This is a genomic window from Isoptericola sp. NPDC057391 (assembly GCF_042668085.1).
Classification (GTDB): Bacteria; Actinomycetota; Actinomycetes; order Actinomycetales; family Cellulomonadaceae; genus Isoptericola.
Map to the genome: position 1 here is coordinate 1 of NZ_JBHVBO010000054.1, position 21,350 is coordinate 21,350.

Sequence of the window (21,350 nt, forward strand, 5' to 3'; positions counted from 1 at the left end):
GGGCGGCAGTTCGAACTGCCGCTCCGAGCACGAACTGCCGCCGTGAGCGCGGTGTGTCACCGGGTCCGCGCGACCCGGGTGGCCAGCGCGGCGAAGGTGAGCGCCAGGCCCGCCTGCACGACGACGGCGACGACGAACCCGCGCGGCAGGCCGGCGGACTCGGGCACCCCGGCGCGCGCCGCGACCGCCTGGAACAGCCCGCCGAGCACGGCGACGCCGAGGCCGAGGCCGAGCTGCTGCAGCGTGGTGAACAGCCCGCCCGCGACGCCGGCGGCCCAGGTGGGCGTGCGCGACAGGACGGTGCGCAGCACCGGCCCGTACATGAGCGCCTGCGCGGCGCCGAGCGCCATGAGCAGCGGCTGCAGGGCCGCCGTCGCCCCGGAGTGCCCGCCCATCTGCCCGCTGCCGACGACGAGGGCCAGCCCGCCGAGCACGACGGCCTGGGCCACGGCCGAACCCGTCATCGTCCAGCGCCCGGTGCGGCGCTCGATCGCGGGCGTGGCGAGGGCCGTCACGACGAAGGCGCCGCCGAAGCCGAGCAGCAGCACGACCGTGCCCCAGGCGTCGGCACCCAGTGCGCCCTGCGCGAGCGCCGAGAACTCGTACAGGAACGCCCCGTAGCCGGTGAAGAACAGCAGCGTCATGACGAGCCCGTCGCGCACCACGCGGGTCCGCAGCACGCTCGGCGGTACGACCGGCAGTTCCCCGCGCCGCTCGGCGGCACGCTGCGACCGGGCGAACAGGGCCAGCACGACGCCCGCCGCCGCGAGCATCCCGATCAGCGCCGGCGGCCAGCCGGCGGACGCGCCGAGCGTCAGCGGCACCACGAGCAGCAGCAGGCCGGCCGCCAGCAGCGCGGCGCCGCGCAGGTCGAGCGCGAGCGGCGCCGTCGACCGCGACTCCGGGACCGTGCGCAGCGCCAGCAGGGCGGCGACGGCGATCGCCCCGGTGGCGGCCTGCACGGCCCGCCAGCCCAGGTGGTCGCCCGCGACGCCGGCCACCGCCCCCGCGAGCACCTGCCCGGCGATGGTCGCGACGCCGCTCACGGCCGTGAACAGGGTGACGCCGAGCGCCCGCAGACGGTCGGGCGCGGTGGCCTGGATGGTCGACAGCACCTGGGGCGTGAACAGGCCCGCGGCGACGCCGAGCCCCGCCCGGAACGCCACGAGCACCGGCAGGGTCGGGGCGAACGCCGCCAGCACCGACAGCGCCGCGAACGCCCCGAGCCCCGCGGCGAGCAGCCGCCGTCGTCCGTAGCGGTCGCCCAGCCGCCCGGCCACCACGAGCGTCGCCGCGAACGTCGTGGTGTACGCGGACAGGACGAGCTGCCCGCCCGACGCCGCGGCGCCGAGGTCGGCGGTGATCGCCGGGGCGAGCAGGTTGACCGACCCGAACGTCATGTTGACCGGCAGGTACGCGACGAGCAGGACGGCGAGGCCGAGGCCGGTGAGCGCCCGGTGGGAGATCGCCGCGGCGGGCGCCGCCGCGGCGGGCGGGGTGGTGGTCGTGGTCATGACGTCGACGGTGCGCCCGCGCCCATCCTGGTACCAGGAGCCTGCCGATCGTGGTACCGCCACCACCTGGTTGTGGGCGCGTCCGGGGGCGACACTGGGGCGGTGTCCTCCACGACCCCCGACCGCGCCGCCCTCGGCGCGTTCCTGCGCGAGCGCCGCGGGCGCGTGACCCCCGGCGACGTCGGGCTCCCCGCCGGCGGGCGCCGCCGTACCCCGGGCCTGCGCCGCGAGGAGGTGGCGCAGCTCGCCGGGGTGGGGGTCACCTGGTACACGTGGCTGGAGCAGGGGCGGGCCAAGAACGTCTCGGACCAGGTGCTCGAGGCGGTCGCCCGGGTGCTGCGGCTCGACGACGCCGAGCGCCGCCACCTCATGGTCCTCGCGGGCCGCGAGACCGCCGTCGCGCCCGGGCCGCCGCCGGGGGTGCGGCCGGAGCAGCTGGCGGTGCTCGCCGGGCTGCTTCCGTACCCGGCGGCCGTGCAGACCGACTGCTACGACCTGCTCGCCGCCAACCGGGCGTACCGGTACCTGTTCGACGACCTCGACGCCCGCCCGGCGGAGGACCGCAACTGCGCCTGGCTGATGTTCACCGAGCCGCGCTGGCGCGGGGCGCTCGGCGACGCCGAGGACGTCGTCCTGCACAACATCGCCGCCCGCCTGCGGGCCCGCGAGCCCGAGCACCGCGACGACCCCCGCTGGTCCGCGCTGCTGGCGCGGCTGCGGGCGTCGTCGGCGGACTTCGTGCGGCACTGGGAGTCGTACGACGTGGCCGGGGACGGCACCCAGCTGCGGCACTACCGCTCGGCCCGCGCGGGCCGGCTCGACGTGCACTTCCAGAGCCTGTGGCTGGACCGTGCCCGCGGTGACCGGATCATCGTCATGACGCCGGCCGACGACGCGACGGCGCAGCGGCTGGAGCGGCTCGACGCGCTGGTGGGGGCGGCGCCCGCCGTGACGTCGCGGGACGACGGGGCCGCTGGTCGCGGATTGGCCGTGTCGGTCACCGGCCCGGCGGGGGGATGATGGACCCCGTGCGCACCATCCGACAGAGCCGCAAGCTCCGCGGCGTCCGCTACGACGTCCGCGGCCCCATCCTCGTCGAGGCCCAGCGCCTCGAGGCCGAGGGCCACCGCATCCTCAAGCTGAACATCGGCAACACGGCGCCGTTCGGCTTCGAGGCACCGGCGGCGATCCAGGCCGACGTCGTGCACCACCTGCCCGAGGCGCAGGGGTACAGCGACTCGCGCGGCATCTACGAGGCGCGCACCGCGGTGGCGCAGTACTACCAGTCGCGCGGGCTGCGCGACACGACCGTCGAGGACGTCTTCATCGGCAACGGCGTCTCCGAGCTCATCTCGATGGTGCTGCAGGCGTTCGTCGACGAGGGGAACGAGATCCTCGTCCCGGCGCCGGACTACCCGCTGTGGACGGGCGCCGTCACGCTGTGCGGCGGCACCGCCGTGCACTACCGGTGCGACGAGGAGAACGGCTGGATGCCGGACCTCGAGGACCTCGAGTCGAAGATCACCGAGAACACGCACGCGATGGTGATCATCAACCCGAACAACCCCACCGGCGCGGTGTACAGCAAGGAGATGGTGGAGGCGATGGTCGACATCGCCCGCCGCCACGACCTCGTGGTCCTCACCGACGAGATCTACGAGAAGATCCTGTTCGACGGCGCCACCCACCACCACGCCGCGGCCGCGGCGGGCGACGACGTGCTGTGCCTGACGTTCAGCGGCCTGTCCAAGGCGTACCGCGTGTGCGGGTACCGCGCCGGGTGGGTCATGGTGTCGGGTCCCAAGGAGAACGCCACCGAGTTCCTCGAGGGCCTCACCCTGCTGGCCAACATGCGCATGTGCGCCAACGTGCCCGCGCAGCACGCCATCCAGACCGCGCTGGGCGGGTACCAGTCGATCGACGAGCTCATCGTGCCCGGCGGCCGGTTCTACGACCAGGCGATGCTGGCCGACAAGCTGCTCAACGAGATCCCCGGCGTCACGTCCGTGCGCCCCAAGGGCGCGCTGTACTGCTTCCCGCGCCTCGACCCGGAGATGTACCCGATCGAGGACGACGAGGCGTTCGTCATCGACCTGCTGCGGGCGAAGAAGATCCTCGTCACCCACGGCACCGGGTTCAACTGGTTCGAGCCCGACCACTTCCGCCTCGTCACCCTGCCCGACGAGGAGATCCTCACCGAGGCCATCGGCCGCATCGGGGAGTTCCTGGCGACACGCCGGCGGTAGCCGAGGGTTCTCTACCGCGTCACGTTTGCCAGGGCGCGGGCGACGTGCGCCCGGGTGGCCGCGAACGCCGCGGCCATCTCCCGGGCCTGGCCGGGGTACTCGGCGTGGCCCGCCGAGTGCACCGCCAGCTCCAGCTCCGCCCCGGTGCCGGCCCGCTCGGCGGCGCGGACGCCCGCCGTGACGCCGAACTGTCCGGGCGGCGGCACGTGGGTGTCCCACAGGGCGCACTCCACCCGCACCGGCACGCGGGCGTACGTGGCCGCGACCGACGCGTCCGTGAGCGCGAGGACGGCGCGGGCCTCCGGGTGCTCCGCCACGTAGCGTCGCTGCGCCTCGCCGCTGCCGGTGCACGGCACGGCGAGGCGCTCGTCGTACTGGCCGAAGCTCGGCACCTCCAGCGTGGCGCCCACGAACCGGTCTTCCCACGGCACGGCGAGCGCGCCGACCCCGCCGCCGAAGCTGGTGCCCACGTAGTAGAGCGGCAGGTCGGCGTGAACCCCGTCGACGCCGGCCAGCGCCTCCTGCAGCGCGGTGGCGGCGTGCCACAGGTCGACGGCGCAGCGTCCCAGCACGTACGTCTCGACGTCGTCGATGCCGTGCAGCACGTGCTCGGTGCTCACGTCCGGGGCGCCCACCCCGGCGTTGAGCACGCCCAGGCCGCGCGCCACCGGGAAGATCACGGCCGCGTCGCGGGGCACGCGCTCGAACGACGGCGCCTCGCGCCCGCCGTACCCGTGCCCGTGCACGATCCCCACGCGGACGTCGCCGTCCGCCGGCACCGCCAGCCACGCCCGCAGCCGCAGGCCGCCGTCGGCGGTGAACGTCACGAACGACACGTCGTGCGCGCCCTGGCGCCCCACGGGCTCCGCCACGACGTCGGCCGGGACGTCGCGCGCCGCGGCGTGCCAGGACCGCCACAGGTCGGCGAACCCGTCGGGCTCGGCGGCGGGAGGCACGGCGAGCAGGCCGTCGCGGTCGTACCCGTACGTGCCGTCGATCGGGCTGCCGGGGAACCAGGCGTCGTAGGGGGCGGGCAGGGTCACGGGATCTCCAGGCTCTTGAGGTCCGGGCATACCGGCGGCAGGCTGCGTGACAGACTGTGCCGCGGGTCGAAAGGGGAGCGGGTGCTCGTCGCAGAACGCAGGTCGCGGATCGTGGCCGAGGTGCGCCGCCGGGGCGCCGCGAGCGTCACCGAGCTGGCGCAGGAGCTGGGTGTCAGCGCGATGACGGTGCGTCGGGACATCGAGGCGCTCGCGGACGCGGGCGAGCTCGACCGGGTCCGCGGCGGCGCCACCACCCGCGGGGACGCCGGCGCGGTGCAGGAGCACGGGTTCGCGTCGCGGGTGCAGCAGCAGGTCGGGGCCAAGCGGGCCATCGCCCGCCGGGCCGCGCAGCTCGTGGAGCCCGGCATGGCCGTGGGGCTCTCGGGCGGCACGACGGCGTGGGTGCTCGCGCAGGAGCTGCGCGCCGTCCCCGACCTCACGGTGGTGACCAACTCGCTGCCGGTCGCGGAGGTGTTCCGCCGCCCCGACCGCGCCGACGAGCCGTACACGCAGTCCGTCGTGCTTACCGGCGGGGTCCGCACGCCGTCCGACGCGCTCGTCGGCCCGGTCGCGGTGCGGTCCCTGGAGCACCTGCACCTCGACGTCGCGTTCCTCGGCGTGCACGGCGTGGACCTGCACGCGGGCCTCACGACGCCCAACCTGCTCGAGGCCGAGACGGACCGGGCGCTGCTGGCCGCCGGGCAGGACGCCGTCGTGCTCGCCGACCACACCAAGTGGGGCGTCGTCGGGCTGACCACGATCGTCGACCTGCACGAGGTGGAGCATCTCGTGGTGGACGACGGCCTGGACGCCGACGCGCGCGAGCTGCTCGAGGCGCACGTCGGCGAGCTCTGGGTGGTGCCGGTCGACTGACCGCCGTGCTCCGGCACGCTGCGGGGCGGCGCCACCCGTCAGCGGGCGGTGCTGGCGCGCGGCACGACGCGCGCGTCCACGACCACGTGCTGCACGGGCAGGTTGGCGCCCGGCGGCGTGGCGATCTGCCGCTCCAGCTCGCCCAGCGCGCGCTCGACGAGGGCCTCCTTGTCGGGGGAGACGGACGTGAGCGACGGCGTCGTGAACTGCGCGCCGCGCACGTCGTCGATCCCCACGACGGCGACGTCGTCCGGCACCCGCCGCCCGGCCTCGTGCAGCGCGGGCAGGGCGCCGAACGCGACGGAGTCGTTGGAGCAGACGATGCCGTCCAGCTCCACGCCGCGCTCCAGCAGCTCGCGGACGGCGCGCCGCCCCTCGCCGGGCGTGAACGACTCGACCTGCGCGACGAGCGCCGGGTCGTCCGCGATGCCGAGCGCGGCCACGGCCTCGCGGTAGCCGGCGTACCGGCGGTCGGCGGCGTCCGAGGGGCGCGCGTCCCGCGGCCCGACGAACGCCACCCGCCGACACCCGACGGATGCCAGGTGCTCCGTGGCGGCGTACGACGCGGCCCGGTTGTCGATCGTCACGTGCGTGAACGGGCTGACGAGGATGTGCTCGCCGAGCAGCACCAGCGGCCCGGGGGAGGTGCGCCGCGTCAGGTCGGCCACGGACAGGGCGCGCGGGATGTGGATGAGGCCGTCGGTCGGGGGCAGCCCGATGCCGTTGGCGACGTCCACCTCGCGCTCGTGGTCGCCCGCGGTCTGCTGGATGAGGATCGACAGGCCGCGCTCGTCGGCGCGCCGCACGAGCAGCGCCGTGAGCTCGGCGAAGTACGGCTCCTCGAGGTCCGGCACGGCGAGCGCCACGATGCCGGTGCGCTCCTTCCTGTGCACGGCGGTCAGCGTAGCCCGGGATGCGGTGGCGGCGCCGCGCGCCGGCCGGGTGAGAGCGTGCGGCACGGTCACTCCTGCACGCGCAGCGCGACCACGCGGGCCTGCGCCGAGCCGTTCGTGGCGCCGACGACGAGGCGCGCGGCCCGCAGCGGGCCGAGGCCGGACGGCAGCGGGTGGGTGCGCAGCCGCCACCGGTTGTCGGTCTCGTCGGCGACGGTCACCCAGCCCTCCGCGCCCACCGGCAGCACCTCGACCCGGTAGTCCTTCACGAGGGTCGGCATGATCTCGTCGGGCGTGCGGTGGTGGTGCAGGGTGTTGAGCTCGACGTCGAGGTCGTCGTCGAACACCACGCGCACCTCGCGCCCGGTGACGGGCTCGTCCCAGTCGAGTCGCAGCCACTCGTCGCGGCCGGGCACCATCGGCGACGACGCCCACAGGTGCGGGCCGCCGTGGTTGCGGTGGTAGCCGCTCGTGGCGCGCTCTGGCGCCAGCGCGCGGGTGTCCGGGCCGGCGCGGAAGACGACGGACCGCCCGCGCAGCGGCTTGGTGGGCCACTGCACCAGCAGCTCCTCGGAGCTGATCTGCACGTTCTGGTCGTCGTTGTCGACGCGGTGCACCAGCGTGAGCACGCCCGCCGGCAGCGGCGAGGTGAGGCGGACCGCGACGTCGGGGTTGGCGCGCAGCACGACGACGGCGTTCTGCGGCACGTCGGGGGCGAAGGGCACGTGGGCGGTGACCCAGCGCTCGTCGCCGGCGGGCACGACGACGTCCGTCTTGGTCTCCAGGTGCGCCGGCACCACGTTTTGCGGCTTGCCGGTGGAGAACACCTCGACCGACAGCGTGGTGTCGCGGCGCGCGGAGACCAGCAGCTCGATCGTCTCGAGCCGCGGGTCCACGGGCAGCACGATGCCGAGGTCGACGTCCAGGTCGTAGACGTCGAAGTCGTAGGGGTCGCCGTCGGCCGGCTCCGTGACGGGCGCGGCGATCCGCGTCGTCGTGCTGGAGGCGGTGACGGTGGCGCGGCGGGCGAGGTCGTGCGGGTCGGTGTTCGCGATGCCGACGGCGGGGGCGTCCCAGCGCAGCAGCGTCTGCCGCAGCTCGTCGAGGTGGTCGGTGTAGATGCCGCGCGGCGTCGTGCCGTGCTCCACGCACAGCGCGGCGGCGGTGCCCGCGGCCTGGCCCATCGCGCCGCAGGTCGCCATGACGCGCGCGGCGCCGAAGGCGATGTGCGTGGCCGACACGTCGCGCCCGGCGAACAGCAGGTTCTCCACGTTCACGGAGTACAGGGAGCGGTAAGGGATCTCGAAGACGCCGTCGGAGAAGCGCTGCAGCGCGCCCGCCCCCTCGGCGTACATGCCCTGGGCGGGGTGCAGGTCGATGGACCAGCCGCCGAACGCGACGCCGTCGTCGAAGACGGTCTGGTCGATCACGTCGCCTTGGTGCAGCGTGTAGTCGCCGATGAGGCGGCGGTACTCGCGCTTACCGGGCACGTTGCCGATCCACTCGAGCGTGAGGTTGTCGGCGTCGAACTTCCCGGAGTTCTTGATGTAGTCCCAGATCCCGAGGATGACGCCGCGCAGCTCGTCACGGATGCGCTCGTTGTCGTCGACGATGTCGAGCTCGCCGCCCCACTCGATCCACCAGTAGTGCGCGCCGGAGTCGCCGCTGCGGATCACGCGGTTCATCGGGATGGGCGTGCGGGTGATGTCGATCGCGGTCTCCGGCGCCACGTACTTCACCGGGTGGCCGAGGTCCTTGGTGTAGAAGAGCAGCGTGGAGCCGAGGAACTCGCGCACCGGCTCCGGCGGCGCCCACTCCTCGCCGAACTCGGCCTGCGACTCCTTGCCGAGGCGGTACCGCGCGCCGGCCAGGTGGCCGACCAGCCCGTCGCCGGTGCAGTCGAGGAAGACCGGCGCGACGAACGTCGTGAGGATCTCCGAGCCCATCGTCCAGCCCGTGACGGACTCGATGCGGCGCGCGTCGTCGGGGCCGGTGGCGACCACCTCGCGCACGTCCGTGTTGAGGAACAGCCGCAGGTTCTCCTCGCGGCGCACCGTGTCGAGCACGACGTCGTCCCAGTACACCGGGTTGCCCTCGGGGTTGCGGTACTGGTTCTCCACGTACATCTCGCCGACGATCCCGGTCTCCCGGGCCCAGCGCTGGTTGCCGTGCGCGGTGGCGCCGCACACCCACACCCGCACCTCGGAGGAGGAGTTGCCGCCCAGCACGGGCCGGTTGTTCACCAGCACCACCTGGCGGCCCAGCCGCGCGGCGGCGACCGCCGCGCTGACGCCGGCGAGCCCCCCTCCGACGACGACGACGTCCGCCTCGACGGTCTGCGTGCGCATGATCTCTCAGTCCTCGATCCGGTGGTTCTGGGGTTCGGTGGTTCTCGTGGTGCGGGGTGGGTGCGCGGCGCGGCTCAGCCGCGCAGGCCGGCGACGACGTCCTCGAGCGGGGTGCCGGCGATCGGGGCGCCGGTGCGCGGCACGCGGGCGTGGAACAGCGTGCCCGACGTCGGCCCGGTCTCGGCGGCGCTCACGTACAGCACGTCCGTGCCCGCGGACGGGCCGGTGCGGATCGTGCGGGCGGCGAGACGCTGCTGGCCCGGCTGCACGTCGCCGAGCCCGGCGAACCGCCAGTCCCCGCCGTCGCCCCCGCGCTCCGCGCGCACCACCTGGGTGCGGACCTGGCCGTCGACCCGGCCCTGCACCACGGCGTACGCGCGGGTGACCCCGGCCGCCGACGTGGCGTCCAGCGCGGCGACGGTGTCGATGCCGTCGCCCAGCGACTCGGCGTCGACCACGGTCTCGCGCTGCCAGGCGGTGCCGTCGAAGCGCGCGAAGCGCACGTCGAAGCGGTCCGCGGTGTCGTCGGCCTTCGCCTCCGCGTAGCGGTAGACGACGCCGGCGAGCGTGTCGCCCGTGATCGCGAGCTTGGCGGTCTGCACGGTGGGGGCGTCGGTCGCCAGCGACTCGCCGGGCGCGAACGGCTGGTAGACCACCGCTCCGCCCGCGGACGGTGCGATGGGCGTGGTCAGGGCGTTGCCGGCCGCGTCGTGCCAGGAGTCGTCGGCCGGGTCGTAGACGGCGTACGAGCCGAGGTGCCGGTACGGCCCGGCCGCCCAGCGGTGCCACTCCCACAGCACGTGCAGCCGGCCGTCGGTGCCGACCTCGAGGTCGTCCGGGTAGACCGACGCGCCCACGCCCGACGCGAAGACCGCGACGCGCGACCACGTGCCCGACGCCGTGTCGAAGCGGTACAGCCGCCCGTCACGGACGGTGGCCCCGTCGCGGCCGCCGCGCACCATGACGTACGCGTCGCCGTCGGCGCCGCGCGCCGTGACCGGGTAGGTCATCGGCACGCCCTGGTCGGGCAGGTCGGCGCTCGCGTCGACGAGCGACGTGACGTCACCGGGCGTCGTCGAGCGGAAGTACTGCCACGGCACGTGGTGCATGGACACGAACGCGTGGATCGTGCCCTCGCCGTCCACGACGATCGACGGCTGGTCGTGCCCGCTGTCGTCGAGGAACGTCGCGCACGACCCGTCGTCGGCGCGCAGGCAGCCGACGGTCCACGCGCCGTCGGCGCCCTTCGCCGCGACGTGCACCTCGTGGCGCGAGGCCTCCGCGGCGGGGGCGTCGAACGCCATGTACGTGACGCCGTCGACGACGTCGAGCGGCGTCCACCAGCCCGCGTTGTTCGAGCGGTCCACGGGGTAGGGGAGCGGCTCGATCGTCTCGGCGTGCTTCGCCTGCCCGGTGGCCCCGGGCGGTGCCGCCGACGCCGGGCCGGTGAGCGACGCCCCGGCGACCAGCGCGAGCGACGCCGTCGCGAGGGCGACCCCCCGTGCGGTGCGGCGTCCCATCAGCCGACCAGCTTCTGCGCGGCCTCGCCGGCCTTCTGCATTGCGGTCTTCGGGTCGGTCTTGCCGACCAGCACGGCCTGCACCTGCTCGGCGACGACCGTCTCGATCTGCGAGTACGCGGTGAACTTCCAGAACGGGTTGCTCGTCGACGTCGCCGTGATGCGGTCGTTGAACAGCGACCCGAAGGTGTCGGCGGCGACGACGTCGGACTGCTGCGCCTCGGTGGTGACGGGCGGCAGGCCGCGCACCTCGTAGTCGGCCAGCACCGTGTCGAGGTCGGACGTCGCGAACTGGGCGAAGTCGGCGGCGGTCGCGGCGCCATCGCCGTCGACGACCGCGATGGCGCCGCCCCACACGAGGGCGCGGGGCGTCTCGCCGGCCTTGAGGACGGGGCGGGACAGCGGCGTCAGCTTGCTGCCGAGGTCCTTGTCGGGCGACTCCTCCTGGACGGCGTTACGGCCCACGGGGGCGTCGTCGTAGATCGCGGCGCGGCCCTGCGCGAACAGGGAGCGCGCGTCGAACCGGTCGACGTCGGCGGCGATGAGCTTCTGGTCGTACAGCGACTTGTACCAGGTCACGGCCTCGACGGACGCGTCGTCGCCGATGGTGACGGTGTCGCCGTCGACCAGCGGGCTGCCGAACGTCTCCATCCAGATGAGGATGTCCTTGAGCTGCGCCGCCTTGGTGGACGCGGCGTAGGGGATCATCCCGCCGCCGAGGCCCTTGAGGTCCTGGAGCGCCTTCTCGAACTCGTCCACCGTGGTGGGGAAGGCGTCGGGGTCGATCCCCGCCTTCGTCAGCAGCTCGGAGTTGGCCACGAGGCCGATCGCGCCGATGGTCCACGGCAGGCCGTACTGGACGCCGTCGAACTGGGCGGCCGACAGCGCCGCGTCGGTGTACCCGCGGCCCTCGGTGAGGGCGGAGAGGTCCTGCAGCTTGCCCATGGCGGCGAGCGAGCCGAGCCAGGCGACGTCGACGTGCGCCGCGCCCGTGAACTGGCCGCCCTTCACCTGCAGGGTGAGCTGGTTGATGTACTCGTTGTAGGGGAACGAGACGTCCTTCACGGTCACGCCGGCCTGGTCCTGGTAGGCCTTGACGATCGCCTCGAGTGCGGGGGCCGCGGCCTCCTCGGTGAACGACCACGACGAGAACGCGAAGTCGGTCTTCGCGCCGCCGGTCGCGGCGGCCGAGGCGGCGGCGCCCGTGGACGACGGCGCGGACGGCGCGCAGGCGGCGAGGGCGGCGGTGCCGGCGCCGATGCCGAGCAGCTGGAGCACGCGACGCCGCGACACGGCGCTCTGGGGAAGGGTGAGAGTCATGGGGATCCTCCGCATCGAGGGTCGTTCAGGTGGGGACGGTGGTGGAGCGTGAGGGGGGCGGTCAGCCCTTGACGGCGCCGGCGGTGAGCCCGCCGACCAGGTACTTCTGCAGGGCGATGAAAGCGATCGCGACCGGGAGCGAGACGACGAGCGACGCCGCCATGAGCTCCGGCCACGCCGTCGAGGCCTCGCCGATGAACGTGTTGACCAGGCCGGGCGGCAGGGTCTGCTTCTCCGGGCCGGCGAGCGTGAGCGCGAAGACGAAGTCGTTCCAGCCGCGGACGAAGGCGAACAGCCCCGCGGCGATGAGGCCTGGCGCGGCCAGCGGCAGCACGATCGAGTGGATGATCCGCAGACGGGACGCGCCGTCGACGCGCGCCGCCTCGATGAGCTCGTCGGGGATGGTGTCGAAGAAGCCCTTGAGCATCCACACACACAGGGGCAGCGTGAACGTGGTGAAGCTCAGCACCAGCGCGGTGTACGTGTTGAGCAGGTTGTACGCGCTGAACACGCTGTACAGCGTCACCAGCAGGAGGGCCTGCGGGAACATCTGCGACGCCAGCACCAGGTACATCAGCGAGCGGCGGCCGCGGTAGCGGAACTTGGAGAACGAGTACCCCATGTACGCCGAGACCAGCACCGACAGCACCGCGGTGATCACCGAGACGATGACGCTGTTGCGCAGGTAGCCGAACAGCTGCTCGTTCGAGGCCAGCGCGGCGAACGCGTCCAGCGTCGGCGCCGACGGGAAGAACCTCGGCGGATAGCTGAACACCTGGTCGCGCGGCGTGAGCGACGTGGCGAGCAGCCAGTACACCGGCAGCAGGCCGAAGCCGCCGCAGATCACCACGGTGGCCCACGCCGCGACGCGCACGCCGGGTCGCTCGGACCGCAGCGCGCCGCGGCGCAGGCGCTGGGGCGGACGGGGCGCGTCCGCCGGGGACGACGCCGAGGGCGGGGTGGGCGCGGCGGGGAGCTGCGTCGTCGCGCTCATCGCTCCTCTCCCTTCTCCGAGAAGCGGACGTACACGACGACGAGCGCCATGAGCAGCACCATCCACAGCAGGCCGAGCGCGCCGGCCTTGCCGAGGTCGTAGCCCTGGAAGGCCGTCTCGTACACGGCGGTGGCGAACGTCTGGGTGGCGCCCGCGGGGCCGCCGCCCGTGAGGACGTAGATGATGTCGAAGTGCTGGAAGTTCCAGATGAACTCCAGCAGCAGCACCAGCCCGACGATGCCCTTGAGGTGCGGCAGCGTGATGGCGAAGAAGCGGCGGACCGTGCCCGCCCCGTCCATCTCGGCGGCCTCGTGCAGCTCGACCGGCACGGTCTGGAGGCCGGCCAGGAGCATGACCATCATCCAGGGGAACGACTGCCAGGTCTTCGCCAGGATCACGGCGCCCATCGCGGTGCCCGGCTGGGCGAGCCACGCCTGGGGGTCGTCGACCAGGCCGACCGCCTGCAGCAGCGCGTTCATCACGCCGTAGTTGGCGTTGAAGATCCACATCCACAGGAACGACACGACGACGCCGGGCACCAGCCAGGGGATGAGCATGAGGCCGCGCAGCACCTTGGCGCCGCGGATCCTCGTGTTCAGCGCCAGCGCGAGGGCGAAGCCGATCACGAACGGCAGGATCGTGGTGCCGAGCGTGAAGACGAGCGTCTGGCGCAGCAGGCGCAGGAAGTCGCCCTGGAGCACGTCCACGAGGTTCTGCAGCCCGACGAACGTGCGCCCGGGCAGCACGAGGCTCTGCTCGAAGAACGCCGTGACCAGTGCCGCGATCAGCGGGTAGAGCACGACGCCGGCCAGCAGCGCGACGCCGGGCAGGAGCAGCAGGACGGCGAACTGCCCGTCGCCGAGCCGTCGTGGCGTCGTCTGTGACTTTCTGTGTTCAAGAGTGTGAGTTTGTGAACTCGTCATGTCCACGTCCCTGTGGGTCAACCTCGGCAACGAGGGTGATGAGCTGGTGTCCGCGACACACTCTGGCGGATCCTGGCCGATCTGGTCAAACGTCTGCGGTCTCGGTGCGGTAACAACTTGCCCCTGAAATGAACACAACTGAACAGTACGTCACACCGTAGTGAACAGCGGAGGCCGCCGAGCCGACGTGAGTGTCGGGCTCGACGGCCTCCGGGGTGCGCCGTGCTGGCGCTCAGGCGGTGAAGGGAAGCTGCTCGGGCCGCACCTCGTGCCGCAGCGGCTCGCCCGCGGCCCAGCGGTCGACCTCGTCGGCGGCGGCGTGGCCGAGCCGGGCCTCCTCGGTGCCGAGCGACCCGGCGACGTGCGGGGTGAGGAAGACGTTGCCCAGGGAGAGCAGCGGGTGCCCCGCGGGCAGGGGCTCGGGGTCGGTGACGTCGAGGACGGCGAACAGGTCGGGCCGGTCCGCGAGCGTGCGGGCGAGCGCGTCGTGGTCGATCAGCCCGCCGCGGGCGGTGTTGAGCAGGGTGGCCGACGGCGCGAGCAGGCCGAGCTCGTCGGCGCCGAGCATGCCTCGCGTGCCGTCCGTGAGCGGGGCGTGCACGGAGACGACGTCGCAGGCCGCGAGCAGGTCGGGCAGGCCGACGAGCTCCACGCCCGCCCGGCGCGCGTCGTCGGCGTCGTAGTACGGGTCGTGCACCAGCACACGCACGTCGAGGGGGCGCAGGGCCTCGGCGACGAGGCGCGCGATGAGCCCGAACCCGACCAGGCCGACCGCGGCGCCGTCGAGGCCGCGGATCCCGACGCGCCCCGGCATCGCGTGCTCGCGCGCGGCCGTGAGGCCCAGCCGCAACGCGTTCTTCACCGCCAGGTGCACCATCGACACGGTGAAGTCAGCCACGGCGCGCGCGTTGGCGTGCGCCGCGGACGTGACGCGCACCCCGCGTGCCCACACCTCGGGCGTCACCATGCCCCACACCGAGCCGGCCGCGTGCGCCACGAGCTCCAGGCGCGGCAGGCGGTCGAGCACCGCGGCGTCCAGCACGGGAGCGCCCCAGCCGGTGACGAGCGCGCGCGCCCCGGCGATCGTGCCCTCGTCGGCGGTCGCGAGGTCGACGACCGGGCCGTGCGCCGCCAGCCGGTCGCGGACTGCGGTGGGCAGGACGGACCCCGCCCAGTCCTCGCCGACGGCGGTGAGGATCGCGGCGGGCGGGGCGGGCTGCGGCGTCGGCATGGCGCCGACCCTAACGGGATCGCTCGCGGTCGCTCTCGCCGGCCCGCGTGACGCGGAGCCGCCACCCGATCGCCGCGGCGACCAGCGCGACGGCGAGCCCGGCGAGGCCGTGCACCAGCGCGTCTTGTCAGCCCTCGGGGACCGTCGCGACGGCCTCCACCTCGACGAGCGCGCCGGGACGGGCGGGCGCGACGGCGAGGACGGTGACGGCGGTGCGCGCCTGCCAGACCTTCCTCGACGCGACGTAACCGTCGTTGGGGTCCACCGACGGGTCCAGGTAGATCGTCAGCTTCGCGACGTGCTCCGCGTCCGTGCCCGCCTCCTCGAGCACGGCGAGCACGTTGCGCAGCGCCTGCTCGGTCTGGGGGCCGAGACCGCCCTCGACGATCTCGCCGTCGGGGCCCGTGCCGTTCTGGCCGCCCACGTACAGGGTGCGGCCGGCGGGCAGGATCATGCCCCACGCGAAGGCGGGGTTCTGGTGCAGCGAGGGCGGGTCGACCGGCGTCGGTGTCGGCATGGCAGGTCCCTTCGTCGAAGGCTTTCCCCGAGCGTCTCGCGAGCCACCGACACGTGCCGCGCCCGGCGCACGGTCGACCGGTTCCCACGTCTCTCAGGCCACGACCCGCAGCGTCTCGAGGGTGGCGTCGGCGGCGTCCGGGACGAGCATCCCCGCTCGCGCGCCCGTGACCAGGTAGTCCACCACCTCCTGGGTGACGACCTCGCCGGGGGCGAGCACCGGGACGCCCGGGGGATAGGGGCTCACCATCTCCGCGACGACCCGCCCGACCGCGCGCTCCACGGGCACCTGCTCGGCGGCGGCGAACATGGCCTCGCGGGGGGACATCGCCGAGCGGAGCTCGAGGGCGCCCGGCGCCGGCAGCGCGACCTGCGGCGGACGCTCCAACGAGGGCGCCGCCTCGACGAGGCCCGCCAGCGCGTCGACGAGCCGGGCGATGCGCTCGTCGTCGTCGCCGTGGCTGAGCCGGGCGCTGACGCGGCACGCGTCCGACGACCCGAGGTCGACGTGGCGTGCGGCCCGGGCCCACTCGGCCGCCTGGTAGCCGGAGATGCCGAGCCCTCGCACGTCGACCGTGAGCACGACGGGTTCGAGCTCGAACGCTCGCCCCTCGCCGAGCGCGTCCGCGCCCATGAGGTCGAGGCCGTCGAGCCGGCCGACCGCCTCGCGGGCGCCCTCGGCACGACGCAGGGTGGCGTCGAGCAGGTCGTGGCCCCGCTCGACCATCTGCCGGCGCCAGCCGTCCAGGGTGAGGTAGACGAGCGCCGACGAGCTCGTGGTGCCCAGGAGGTCCTCCCGCTGCTTGAGCACCACCGGGTCGACCAGGTCGCCCTGCAGGTGGAACACCGAGCTCTGCTCGATGGCCGAGCCCATCTTGTGGACGCTCGTGACGACCAGGTCGGCCCCGGCGTCCATGCCCCACGTGGGCAGGGCGTCGTGGAACGGCAGGTGCGCGCCCCAGGCCTCGTCGACGATCAGCGGCACGCCGTGCCGGTGGCAGACCTCGGCGACCCCGGCGATGTCGGCACAGGTGCCCCAGTCGGTGGGCGTGATGAGGAGCATGCCCGCGGCGTCGGGGGAGCCCCGGAGGGCGCGCTCGACGTCGGCCGGTTCCGGCGGGTGCACGAGGTCCAGCCGTTCGTCGTGGTGCGGGTGCACCCACACCGGCTCGATGCCGGTGAGTACCAGCCCCGCCACCACCGACTTGTGGGCGTTGCGGGAGACCAGCAGCTTCTGCCCGGGCCCGGCGACCGACATCATCGCGGTCTTGACCGACAGCGAGCTGCCGCACGTGGAGAAGAAGGTCTTCTCCGCCCCCACCGCGTCGGCCATGAGCTCCTGCGCCTGCTCGAGGACGCCCTGGGACATGCGACGGTCGTCCAGGCCGTTGAGCATCAGCACGTCCGACGCGAAGACTCCCGCCCCCACGACGTCGAGCACCCGCGCGTCGACCCCCGCGCCCTGCCGGTGACCGGGTGGCCCGAACACGACGTCCCCGCGGTCCCGGAACTCCTCCAGAGCCTCCAGGACCGGCACCCGACCATGATCCATGCCTGCCTCCGTCCTTCGCCGACGACCGTGCCGCCTGCCATGCTCGGCCGGGCCCGTGGTGCTCGCGACCCGGTGGCGCCGGGGCGACGGTGTCCGCCCGGGTTGCGCCTGCGGCCGCGGGCGGAAGACTCCCCGCCATGGAGAACGTGGACTACGACCAGCTCGCCGACGACTACGGATGGTTGTTCGGCACCGCCGCGATCATCGTCTACCTGGCGGTGGCGGTGATCTTCCTGATCGCGTACATCCGGATCATCCAGAAGGCCGGCTACTCGGGCTGGTGGGTGCTGGTCGGCATCGTGCCGATCCTCAACGTGGTGATGTTCCTCGTGTTCGCCTTCTCGCGCTGGCCCGTGCTGCGCGAGCGGGACGCCCTGCGCGCCGGGCAGGAGTACCCGCGCTGACCAGGGTGGGCGACGCCGTCCACCCCGGCGACTTGGAGGGATCCTCCAAAACGATCGGGGGGACATTGGCACAGCCGTCGGGGGGTCTGCCCCCTGGACGACAACCTACGCTGGCGTAGGCTACGAAGGCGTAGGTTCCGGTGGTCACCGTGCGGTGGGCCGGGACCTCCTCCGTGCCGGAGCAGCCCAGCCCCGCCCAGGGGCCGTCAGCGAAGGAGACCGCGTGCCGCAGCCCACCACCGGCGAGCCCGACCAGATGCCGGTCGACGTGCCCGCCGACGTCGCGCCCGCTGACGTCGAACCCCTGGTCCAGCTCGTCTCGCCCACCGGCGAGCGTGTCGTCGAACCCGACAACGCGACCTACCGCTCGCGTGTCGACCACCTCACCTCCGAGGACCTGCGCGCCCTGTACCGCGACATGGTGCTGACGCGGCGGTTCGACGACGAGGCCACGGCCCTGCAGCGGCAGGGCGAGCTCGCGCTGTACGCGCAGGGCCGTGGCCAGGAGGCCGCCCAGGTCGGCTCGGCGTACGCCCTGTCGCCGCAGGACTACGTGTTCCCCTCCTACCGCGAGCACGGCGTGCTCCAGGCGCGCGGCGTCGACCCGGTCGACCGCCTGCGCCTGTACCGCGGCGAGGACCACGGCGGCTGGGACCCGGCCGAGCACAACGTGCACCTGTACACCCTCGTCATCGGCTCCCACGTGCTGCACGCGACCGGCTACGCGATGGGCGTGCAGCGCGACGGCGCGGTCGGCACGGGCGACGCCGCGCGCGACGCCGCCGTCGTCACGTACTTCGGCGACGGCGCGACGAGCCAGGGCGACGTCAGCGAGGCGCTCGTCTTCGCGGCCGTGAACAACGCGCCGGTCGTGTTCTTCCTGCAGAACAACCAGTGGGCCATCTCGGAGCCGACGTCGCGCCAGTCGCGCGCCCCGCTCTACCAGCGCGGCGAGGGCTTCGGCATCCCCAGCGTCCGCGTGGACGGCAACGACGTCCTCGCCTGCTACGCCGTCACGGCCGAGGCCCTGGAGCGCGCGCGCACCGGCGGCGGCCCCACCTTCGTCGAGGCGTACACGTACCGGATGGGCGCCCACACCACCTCCGACGACCCGAGCCGCTACCGGGCCCGCGCCGAGGAGGACCACTGGGCCCGCCGCGACCCGATCGACCGGCTCGCCGCGCTGCTGCGCGCCGAGGGCGGCTGGGACGACGGCTGGGCGGCCGGGATCGAGCGGGAGGCCGACGCCCTGGGCGAGCGGTTGCGCACCGAGGTGCGCCAGCTGGGCGCCCCGCCCGCCGGCGCCATGTTCGAGCACGTGTACGCCACCGAGCACGCGCAGGTCACCGCCGAGCGGGCGTGGTTCGAGCAGTACGAGAACGAGACGACGGAGGCGGCCCGATGACCTCTGCGACCCCGCAGACCCTCACCTTCGCCCGCGCCATCACCGAGGGCCTGCGCTCCGCGCTCGAGTCGGACCCCAAGGTGCTCGTCATGGGCGAGGACGTCGGCCGCAACGGCGGCGTCTTCCGCGTCACCGACGGCCTGCAGAAGGACTTCGGCGAGGACCGCGTGGTCGACACGCCGCTCGCCGAGTCCGGCATCGTCGGCACCGCGATCGGCATGGCGCTGCGCGGCTACCGGCCGGTGTGCGAGATCCAGTTCGACGGCTTCGTCTTCCCGGCGTACGACCAGATCACGACGCAGCTAGCGAAGATGCACTACCGGTCGCGCGGCCGGCTGCAGGTGCCCGTCGTCATCCGCATCCCCTACGGCGGCGGCATCGGGGCGGTGGAGCACCACTCGGAGAGCCCGGAGGCGCTGTTCGCGCACACGCCCGGCCTGCGCGTCGTCTCGCCGTCCACCCCGCAGGACGCCTACGACATGATCCGCGCCGCCGTGGCGTCGCCGGACCCGGTGCTGTTCTTCGAGCCGAAGGGCCGCTACTGGTCCAAGGGCGAGGTCACGACCAGCCCCTACCCGACAGCGCAGGTCGCCGGCGGCGCCGACGTGCTCAACCGGGCGCGCGTCGCCCGGCAGGGCACCGACGTCACGCTCGTCGCCTACGGACCCACGGTCGCGACCGCGCTCAAGGCCGCGCACACGCTGGCCGCCGAGGGCACGAGCGCCGAGGTGGTCGACCTGCGCGCCATCTCCCCGCTCGACGTGACCGCCGTCGTGGAGTCGGTGCAGCGGACCGGGCGCTGCGTCGTCGTGCACGAGGCGCCGACGTTCCTCGGCTCCGGCGCCGAGGTCGCGGCGCGGGTCAGCGAGGAGTGCTTCTACTCGCTCGAGGCCCCCGTGCTGCGGGTGGGCGGCTTCCACGCGCCGTACCCCGTCGCCAAGCTCGAGCACGAGTACCTGCCGAGCGTCGACCGCGTCGTGGACGCCGTCGACCGCGTCCTGGCCCACTGACCCCGCTGACCCGAGGAGACCCATGAGCACGCAGCGTTTCCCCCTCCCGGACGTGGGCGAGGGCCTCACCGAGGCCGAGATCGTCGAGTGGCGCGTCGCCGTCGGCGACACCGTCACCGTCAACCAGGTGATCGTGGAGATCGAGAGCGCCAAGTCGCTCGTCGAGCTGCCGTCGCCGTGGGCGGGCACCGTCACGGCGCTGCTCGCCGAGGAGGGCACCACCGTCGACGTCGGCACGGCGATCATCGAGATCTCCACCGGCGCCGACACCCCGGCCGGCTCGGCCGCCCCGGCGGGCTCCGGCGAGGGGACCGGCGACGCGTCCGGCGAGGGCTCCGGCTCCGTGCTGGTCGGGTACGGCACCGGCGACGGCGGCACCACGGGCCGGCGGCGGCGCCGGTCCTCCGCCCCGGCCGCCCCGGTCGCGGCTCCCGCCCCGGCACCTGAGCCGGTCACGGAGTCGATCCCTGAGCCGGCCCCGGCGCCCGCGGCTCCCCCCGCCGCCGCTCCCGTCGCTCCTGCGCCGTCCGGCCCGGCGATCGAGAAGCCGATGGCGAGCGTGCCCGCGACGCCCGGCGCGCAGAGCACGCGCGTGCTCGCCAAGCCGCCGGTGCGCAAGCTGGCGAAGGACCTCGGCGTCGACCTCGCGTCCGTGCACCCCACGGGCCCGGGCGGGATCGTCACGCGGGAGGACGTCGTCGCGCACGCCGAGGGCGCCGCGCCGAAGGCCCTCGCCACCTACCCCGACGACGACCAGCCGTGGCTCGCGTCGGGCACGGTGAGCCAGGACGGCCGCCGCACGCGCGTGCCGGTGAAGTCGGTGCGCAAGCGCACGGCCGAGGCGATGGTGGCCAGCGCGTTCACCGCCCCGCACGTCACCGTCTTCCAGACGATCGACGTCACGAAGACGATGAAGCTGGTCGCCACGCTGAAGGAGGACCGGGACTTCGCGGACGTGCGCGTCACGCCGCTGCTCGTCGCGGCCAAGGCGATGCTGCTGGCGGTCAACCGGCACCCGCAGATCAACGCGAGCTGGGACGAGGCCGCGCAGGAGATCGTCTACAAGCACTACGTGAACCTGGGGATCGCGGCGGCGACGCCGCGCGGGCTCGTCGTGCCGAACATCAAGGACGCGCACACGCTCGACCTGCTCGGCCTGGCGAAGGCGATCGCGACCCTCACGTCCACGGCGCGCGCGGGTCGCACCCAGCCCGCGGACATGGCGGACGGCTCGATCACCATCACCAACGTGGGCATCTTCGGCACCGACACGGGCACGCCGATCCTCAACCCCGGCGAGGCGGCGATCCTCGCGTTCGGCGCGATCCGCAAGCAGCCGTGGGTGCACAAGGGCAAGATCAAGGCGCGCTGGGTCACGCAGCTCGCGCTGTCCGTCGACCACCGCCTGGTCGACGGCGAGCTCGCCGCCCGCTACCTGGCCGACGTCGCAAAGGTGCTCGAGGACCCGGCCCGCGGCCTCGTCTGGGGCTGACCCACGCCGAGATAGAGAACCCGGACCCGCGAGATAGAGAGGTCGGGAGGGGACCGTAGCCGGCTAC

General features: G+C 73.8%; 18 protein-coding genes. 7 read left to right on the forward strand and 11 right to left on the reverse strand.

Annotation, left to right across the window (positions count from 1 at the left end):
• Positions 1-56: 56 nt before the first annotated feature.
• A complete protein-coding gene (locus ACFUVW_RS09395; protein WP_430571063.1) occupies positions 57-1,514 on the reverse strand; it encodes an MFS transporter in 1,458 nt (485 codons plus the stop codon).
• Positions 1,515-1,616: 102 nt separating this feature from the next.
• Here ACFUVW_RS09395 and ACFUVW_RS09400 point away from each other — a divergent pair, with 102 nt between their 5' ends.
• Together ACFUVW_RS09400 and ACFUVW_RS09405 are read left to right on the forward strand one after the other, a co-directional pair.
• Positions 1,617-2,534, forward strand: coding sequence for a helix-turn-helix transcriptional regulator (locus ACFUVW_RS09400; RefSeq protein WP_430571064.1), 918 nt, complete (start codon positions 1,617-1,619; stop codon positions 2,532-2,534).
• Positions 2,535-2,542: 8 nt separating this feature from the next.
• Positions 2,543-3,760, forward strand: coding sequence for a pyridoxal phosphate-dependent aminotransferase (locus ACFUVW_RS09405; protein ID WP_430571065.1), 1,218 nt, complete (start codon positions 2,543-2,545; stop codon positions 3,758-3,760).
• Positions 3,761-3,771: 11 nt separating this feature from the next.
• Here ACFUVW_RS09405 and ACFUVW_RS09410 read toward each other — a convergent pair whose 3' ends face one another.
• Positions 3,772-4,803 (reverse strand): acetylxylan esterase, encoded by a 1,032-nt coding sequence (locus ACFUVW_RS09410; RefSeq protein WP_430571066.1) that lies wholly within the window; start codon positions 4,801-4,803, stop codon positions 3,772-3,774.
• A gap of 81 nt (positions 4,804-4,884) precedes the next feature.
• Here ACFUVW_RS09410 and ACFUVW_RS09415 point away from each other — a divergent pair, with 81 nt between their 5' ends.
• A complete protein-coding gene (locus ACFUVW_RS09415; RefSeq protein ID WP_430571067.1) occupies positions 4,885-5,676 on the forward strand; it encodes a DeoR/GlpR family DNA-binding transcription regulator in 792 nt (263 codons plus the stop codon).
• Positions 5,677-5,714: 38 nt separating this feature from the next.
• Here ACFUVW_RS09415 and ACFUVW_RS09420 read toward each other — a convergent pair whose 3' ends face one another.
• The 9 genes from ACFUVW_RS09420 to ACFUVW_RS09460 all read right to left on the reverse strand — a co-directional run bounded on the left by ACFUVW_RS09420 (position 5,715) and on the right by ACFUVW_RS09460 (position 16,957).
• On the reverse strand, positions 5,715-6,569 hold the full coding sequence (locus tag ACFUVW_RS09420; RefSeq protein WP_430571068.1) for a LacI family DNA-binding transcriptional regulator: 855 nt from the start codon (positions 6,567-6,569) through the stop codon (positions 5,715-5,717).
• A 68-nt stretch (positions 6,570-6,637) separates the two neighbouring features.
• On the reverse strand, positions 6,638-8,917 hold the full coding sequence (locus tag ACFUVW_RS09425) for an FAD-dependent oxidoreductase (RefSeq protein ID WP_430571069.1): 2,280 nt from the start codon (positions 8,915-8,917) through the stop codon (positions 6,638-6,640).
• 74 nt (positions 8,918-8,991) lie between these two features.
• Positions 8,992-10,437 (reverse strand): BNR-4 repeat-containing protein, encoded by a 1,446-nt coding sequence (locus tag ACFUVW_RS09430; RefSeq protein WP_430571070.1) that lies wholly within the window; start codon positions 10,435-10,437, stop codon positions 8,992-8,994.
• Positions 10,437-11,756, reverse strand: a complete 1,320-nt coding sequence (locus tag ACFUVW_RS09435; protein ID WP_430571071.1) for an extracellular solute-binding protein — start codon at positions 11,754-11,756, stop codon at positions 10,437-10,439. The genes ACFUVW_RS09430 and ACFUVW_RS09435 overlap by 1 nt, the downstream gene beginning before the upstream one ends.
• 61 nt (positions 11,757-11,817) lie before the next feature.
• Positions 11,818-12,750: a carbohydrate ABC transporter permease gene (locus tag ACFUVW_RS09440; protein WP_430571072.1), complete on the reverse strand. Its 933-nt coding sequence runs from the start codon at positions 12,748-12,750 to the stop codon at positions 11,818-11,820.
• Positions 12,747-13,673 (reverse strand): carbohydrate ABC transporter permease, encoded by a 927-nt coding sequence (locus tag ACFUVW_RS09445; RefSeq protein WP_430571073.1) that lies wholly within the window; start codon positions 13,671-13,673, stop codon positions 12,747-12,749. Before ACFUVW_RS09445 ends, ACFUVW_RS09440 begins: the two co-directional genes overlap by 4 nt.
• A gap of 232 nt (positions 13,674-13,905) precedes the next feature.
• Positions 13,906-14,904, reverse strand: a complete 999-nt coding sequence (locus ACFUVW_RS09450) for a hydroxyacid dehydrogenase (RefSeq protein ID WP_430571074.1) — start codon at positions 14,902-14,904, stop codon at positions 13,906-13,908.
• Positions 14,905-15,031: 127 nt separating this feature from the next.
• Positions 15,032-15,421, reverse strand: coding sequence for a RidA family protein (locus ACFUVW_RS09455; RefSeq protein ID WP_430571075.1), 390 nt, complete (start codon positions 15,419-15,421; stop codon positions 15,032-15,034).
• 93 nt (positions 15,422-15,514) lie between these two features.
• Positions 15,515-16,957: an aminotransferase class I/II-fold pyridoxal phosphate-dependent enzyme gene (locus ACFUVW_RS09460; RefSeq protein WP_430571076.1), complete on the reverse strand. Its 1,443-nt coding sequence runs from the start codon at positions 16,955-16,957 to the stop codon at positions 15,515-15,517.
• Positions 16,958-17,109: 152 nt separating this feature from the next.
• On the opposite strand from ACFUVW_RS09460, the gene ACFUVW_RS09465 reads away from it, so the two are divergent.
• The 4 genes from ACFUVW_RS09465 (at position 17,110) to ACFUVW_RS09480 (ending at position 21,283) form a co-directional block, all read left to right on the forward strand.
• On the forward strand, positions 17,110-17,376 hold the full coding sequence (locus ACFUVW_RS09465) for a hypothetical protein (RefSeq protein ID WP_430571077.1): 267 nt from the start codon (positions 17,110-17,112) through the stop codon (positions 17,374-17,376).
• 256 nt (positions 17,377-17,632) lie between these two features.
• The gene (gene pdhA, locus ACFUVW_RS09470; protein ID WP_430571080.1) at positions 17,633-18,781 is read left to right on the forward strand and encodes a pyruvate dehydrogenase (acetyl-transferring) E1 component subunit alpha; all 1,149 of its coding nucleotides are present in this window, start codon (positions 17,633-17,635) and stop codon (positions 18,779-18,781) included.
• Positions 18,778-19,791 carry an alpha-ketoacid dehydrogenase subunit beta gene (locus ACFUVW_RS09475; RefSeq protein WP_430571078.1) on the forward strand — a complete coding sequence of 338 codons (1,014 nt, stop codon included), beginning with the start codon at positions 18,778-18,780 and terminating at the stop codon, positions 19,789-19,791. The genes pdhA and ACFUVW_RS09475 overlap by 4 nt, the downstream gene beginning before the upstream one ends.
• Before the next feature lie 22 nt (positions 19,792-19,813).
• The gene (locus ACFUVW_RS09480; protein ID WP_430571079.1) at positions 19,814-21,283 is read left to right on the forward strand and encodes a dihydrolipoamide acetyltransferase family protein; all 1,470 of its coding nucleotides are present in this window, start codon (positions 19,814-19,816) and stop codon (positions 21,281-21,283) included.
• Positions 21,284-21,350: the final 67 nt, after the last annotated feature.

What these genes read in the sequence shown, in the direction of transcription:
- ACFUVW_RS09455 (WP_430571075.1), bottom strand. Translation starts at nt 15,421, where the DNA reads ATGCCGACACCGACGCCGGTCGACCCGCCCTCGCTGCACCAGAACCCC.
- ACFUVW_RS09440 (WP_430571072.1), bottom strand. Translation starts at nt 12,750, where the DNA reads ATGAGCGCGACGACGCAGCTCCCCGCCGCGCCCACCCCGCCCTCGGCG.
- ACFUVW_RS09445 (WP_430571073.1), bottom strand. Translation starts at nt 13,673, where the DNA reads ATGACGAGTTCACAAACTCACACTCTTGAACACAGAAAGTCACAGACG.
- ACFUVW_RS09435 (WP_430571071.1), bottom strand. Translation starts at nt 11,756, where the DNA reads ATGACTCTCACCCTTCCCCAGAGCGCCGTGTCGCGGCGTCGCGTGCTC.
- ACFUVW_RS09475 (WP_430571078.1), top strand. Translation starts at nt 18,778, where the DNA reads ATGACCTCTGCGACCCCGCAGACCCTCACCTTCGCCCGCGCCATCACC.
- ACFUVW_RS09430 (WP_430571070.1), bottom strand. Translation starts at nt 10,437, where the DNA reads ATGGGACGCCGCACCGCACGGGGGGTCGCCCTCGCGACGGCGTCGCTC.
- ACFUVW_RS09395 (WP_430571063.1), bottom strand. Translation starts at nt 1,514, where the DNA reads ATGACCACGACCACCACCCCGCCCGCCGCGGCGGCGCCCGCCGCGGCG.
- ACFUVW_RS09450 (WP_430571074.1), bottom strand. Translation starts at nt 14,904, where the DNA reads ATGCCGACGCCGCAGCCCGCCCCGCCCGCCGCGATCCTCACCGCCGTC.
- ACFUVW_RS09425 (WP_430571069.1), bottom strand. Translation starts at nt 8,917, where the DNA reads ATGCGCACGCAGACCGTCGAGGCGGACGTCGTCGTCGTCGGAGGGGGG.
- ACFUVW_RS09480 (WP_430571079.1), top strand. Translation starts at nt 19,814, where the DNA reads ATGAGCACGCAGCGTTTCCCCCTCCCGGACGTGGGCGAGGGCCTCACC.
- pdhA (WP_430571080.1), top strand. Translation starts at nt 17,633, where the DNA reads ATGCCGGTCGACGTGCCCGCCGACGTCGCGCCCGCTGACGTCGAACCC.
- ACFUVW_RS09465 (WP_430571077.1), top strand. Translation starts at nt 17,110, where the DNA reads ATGGAGAACGTGGACTACGACCAGCTCGCCGACGACTACGGATGGTTG.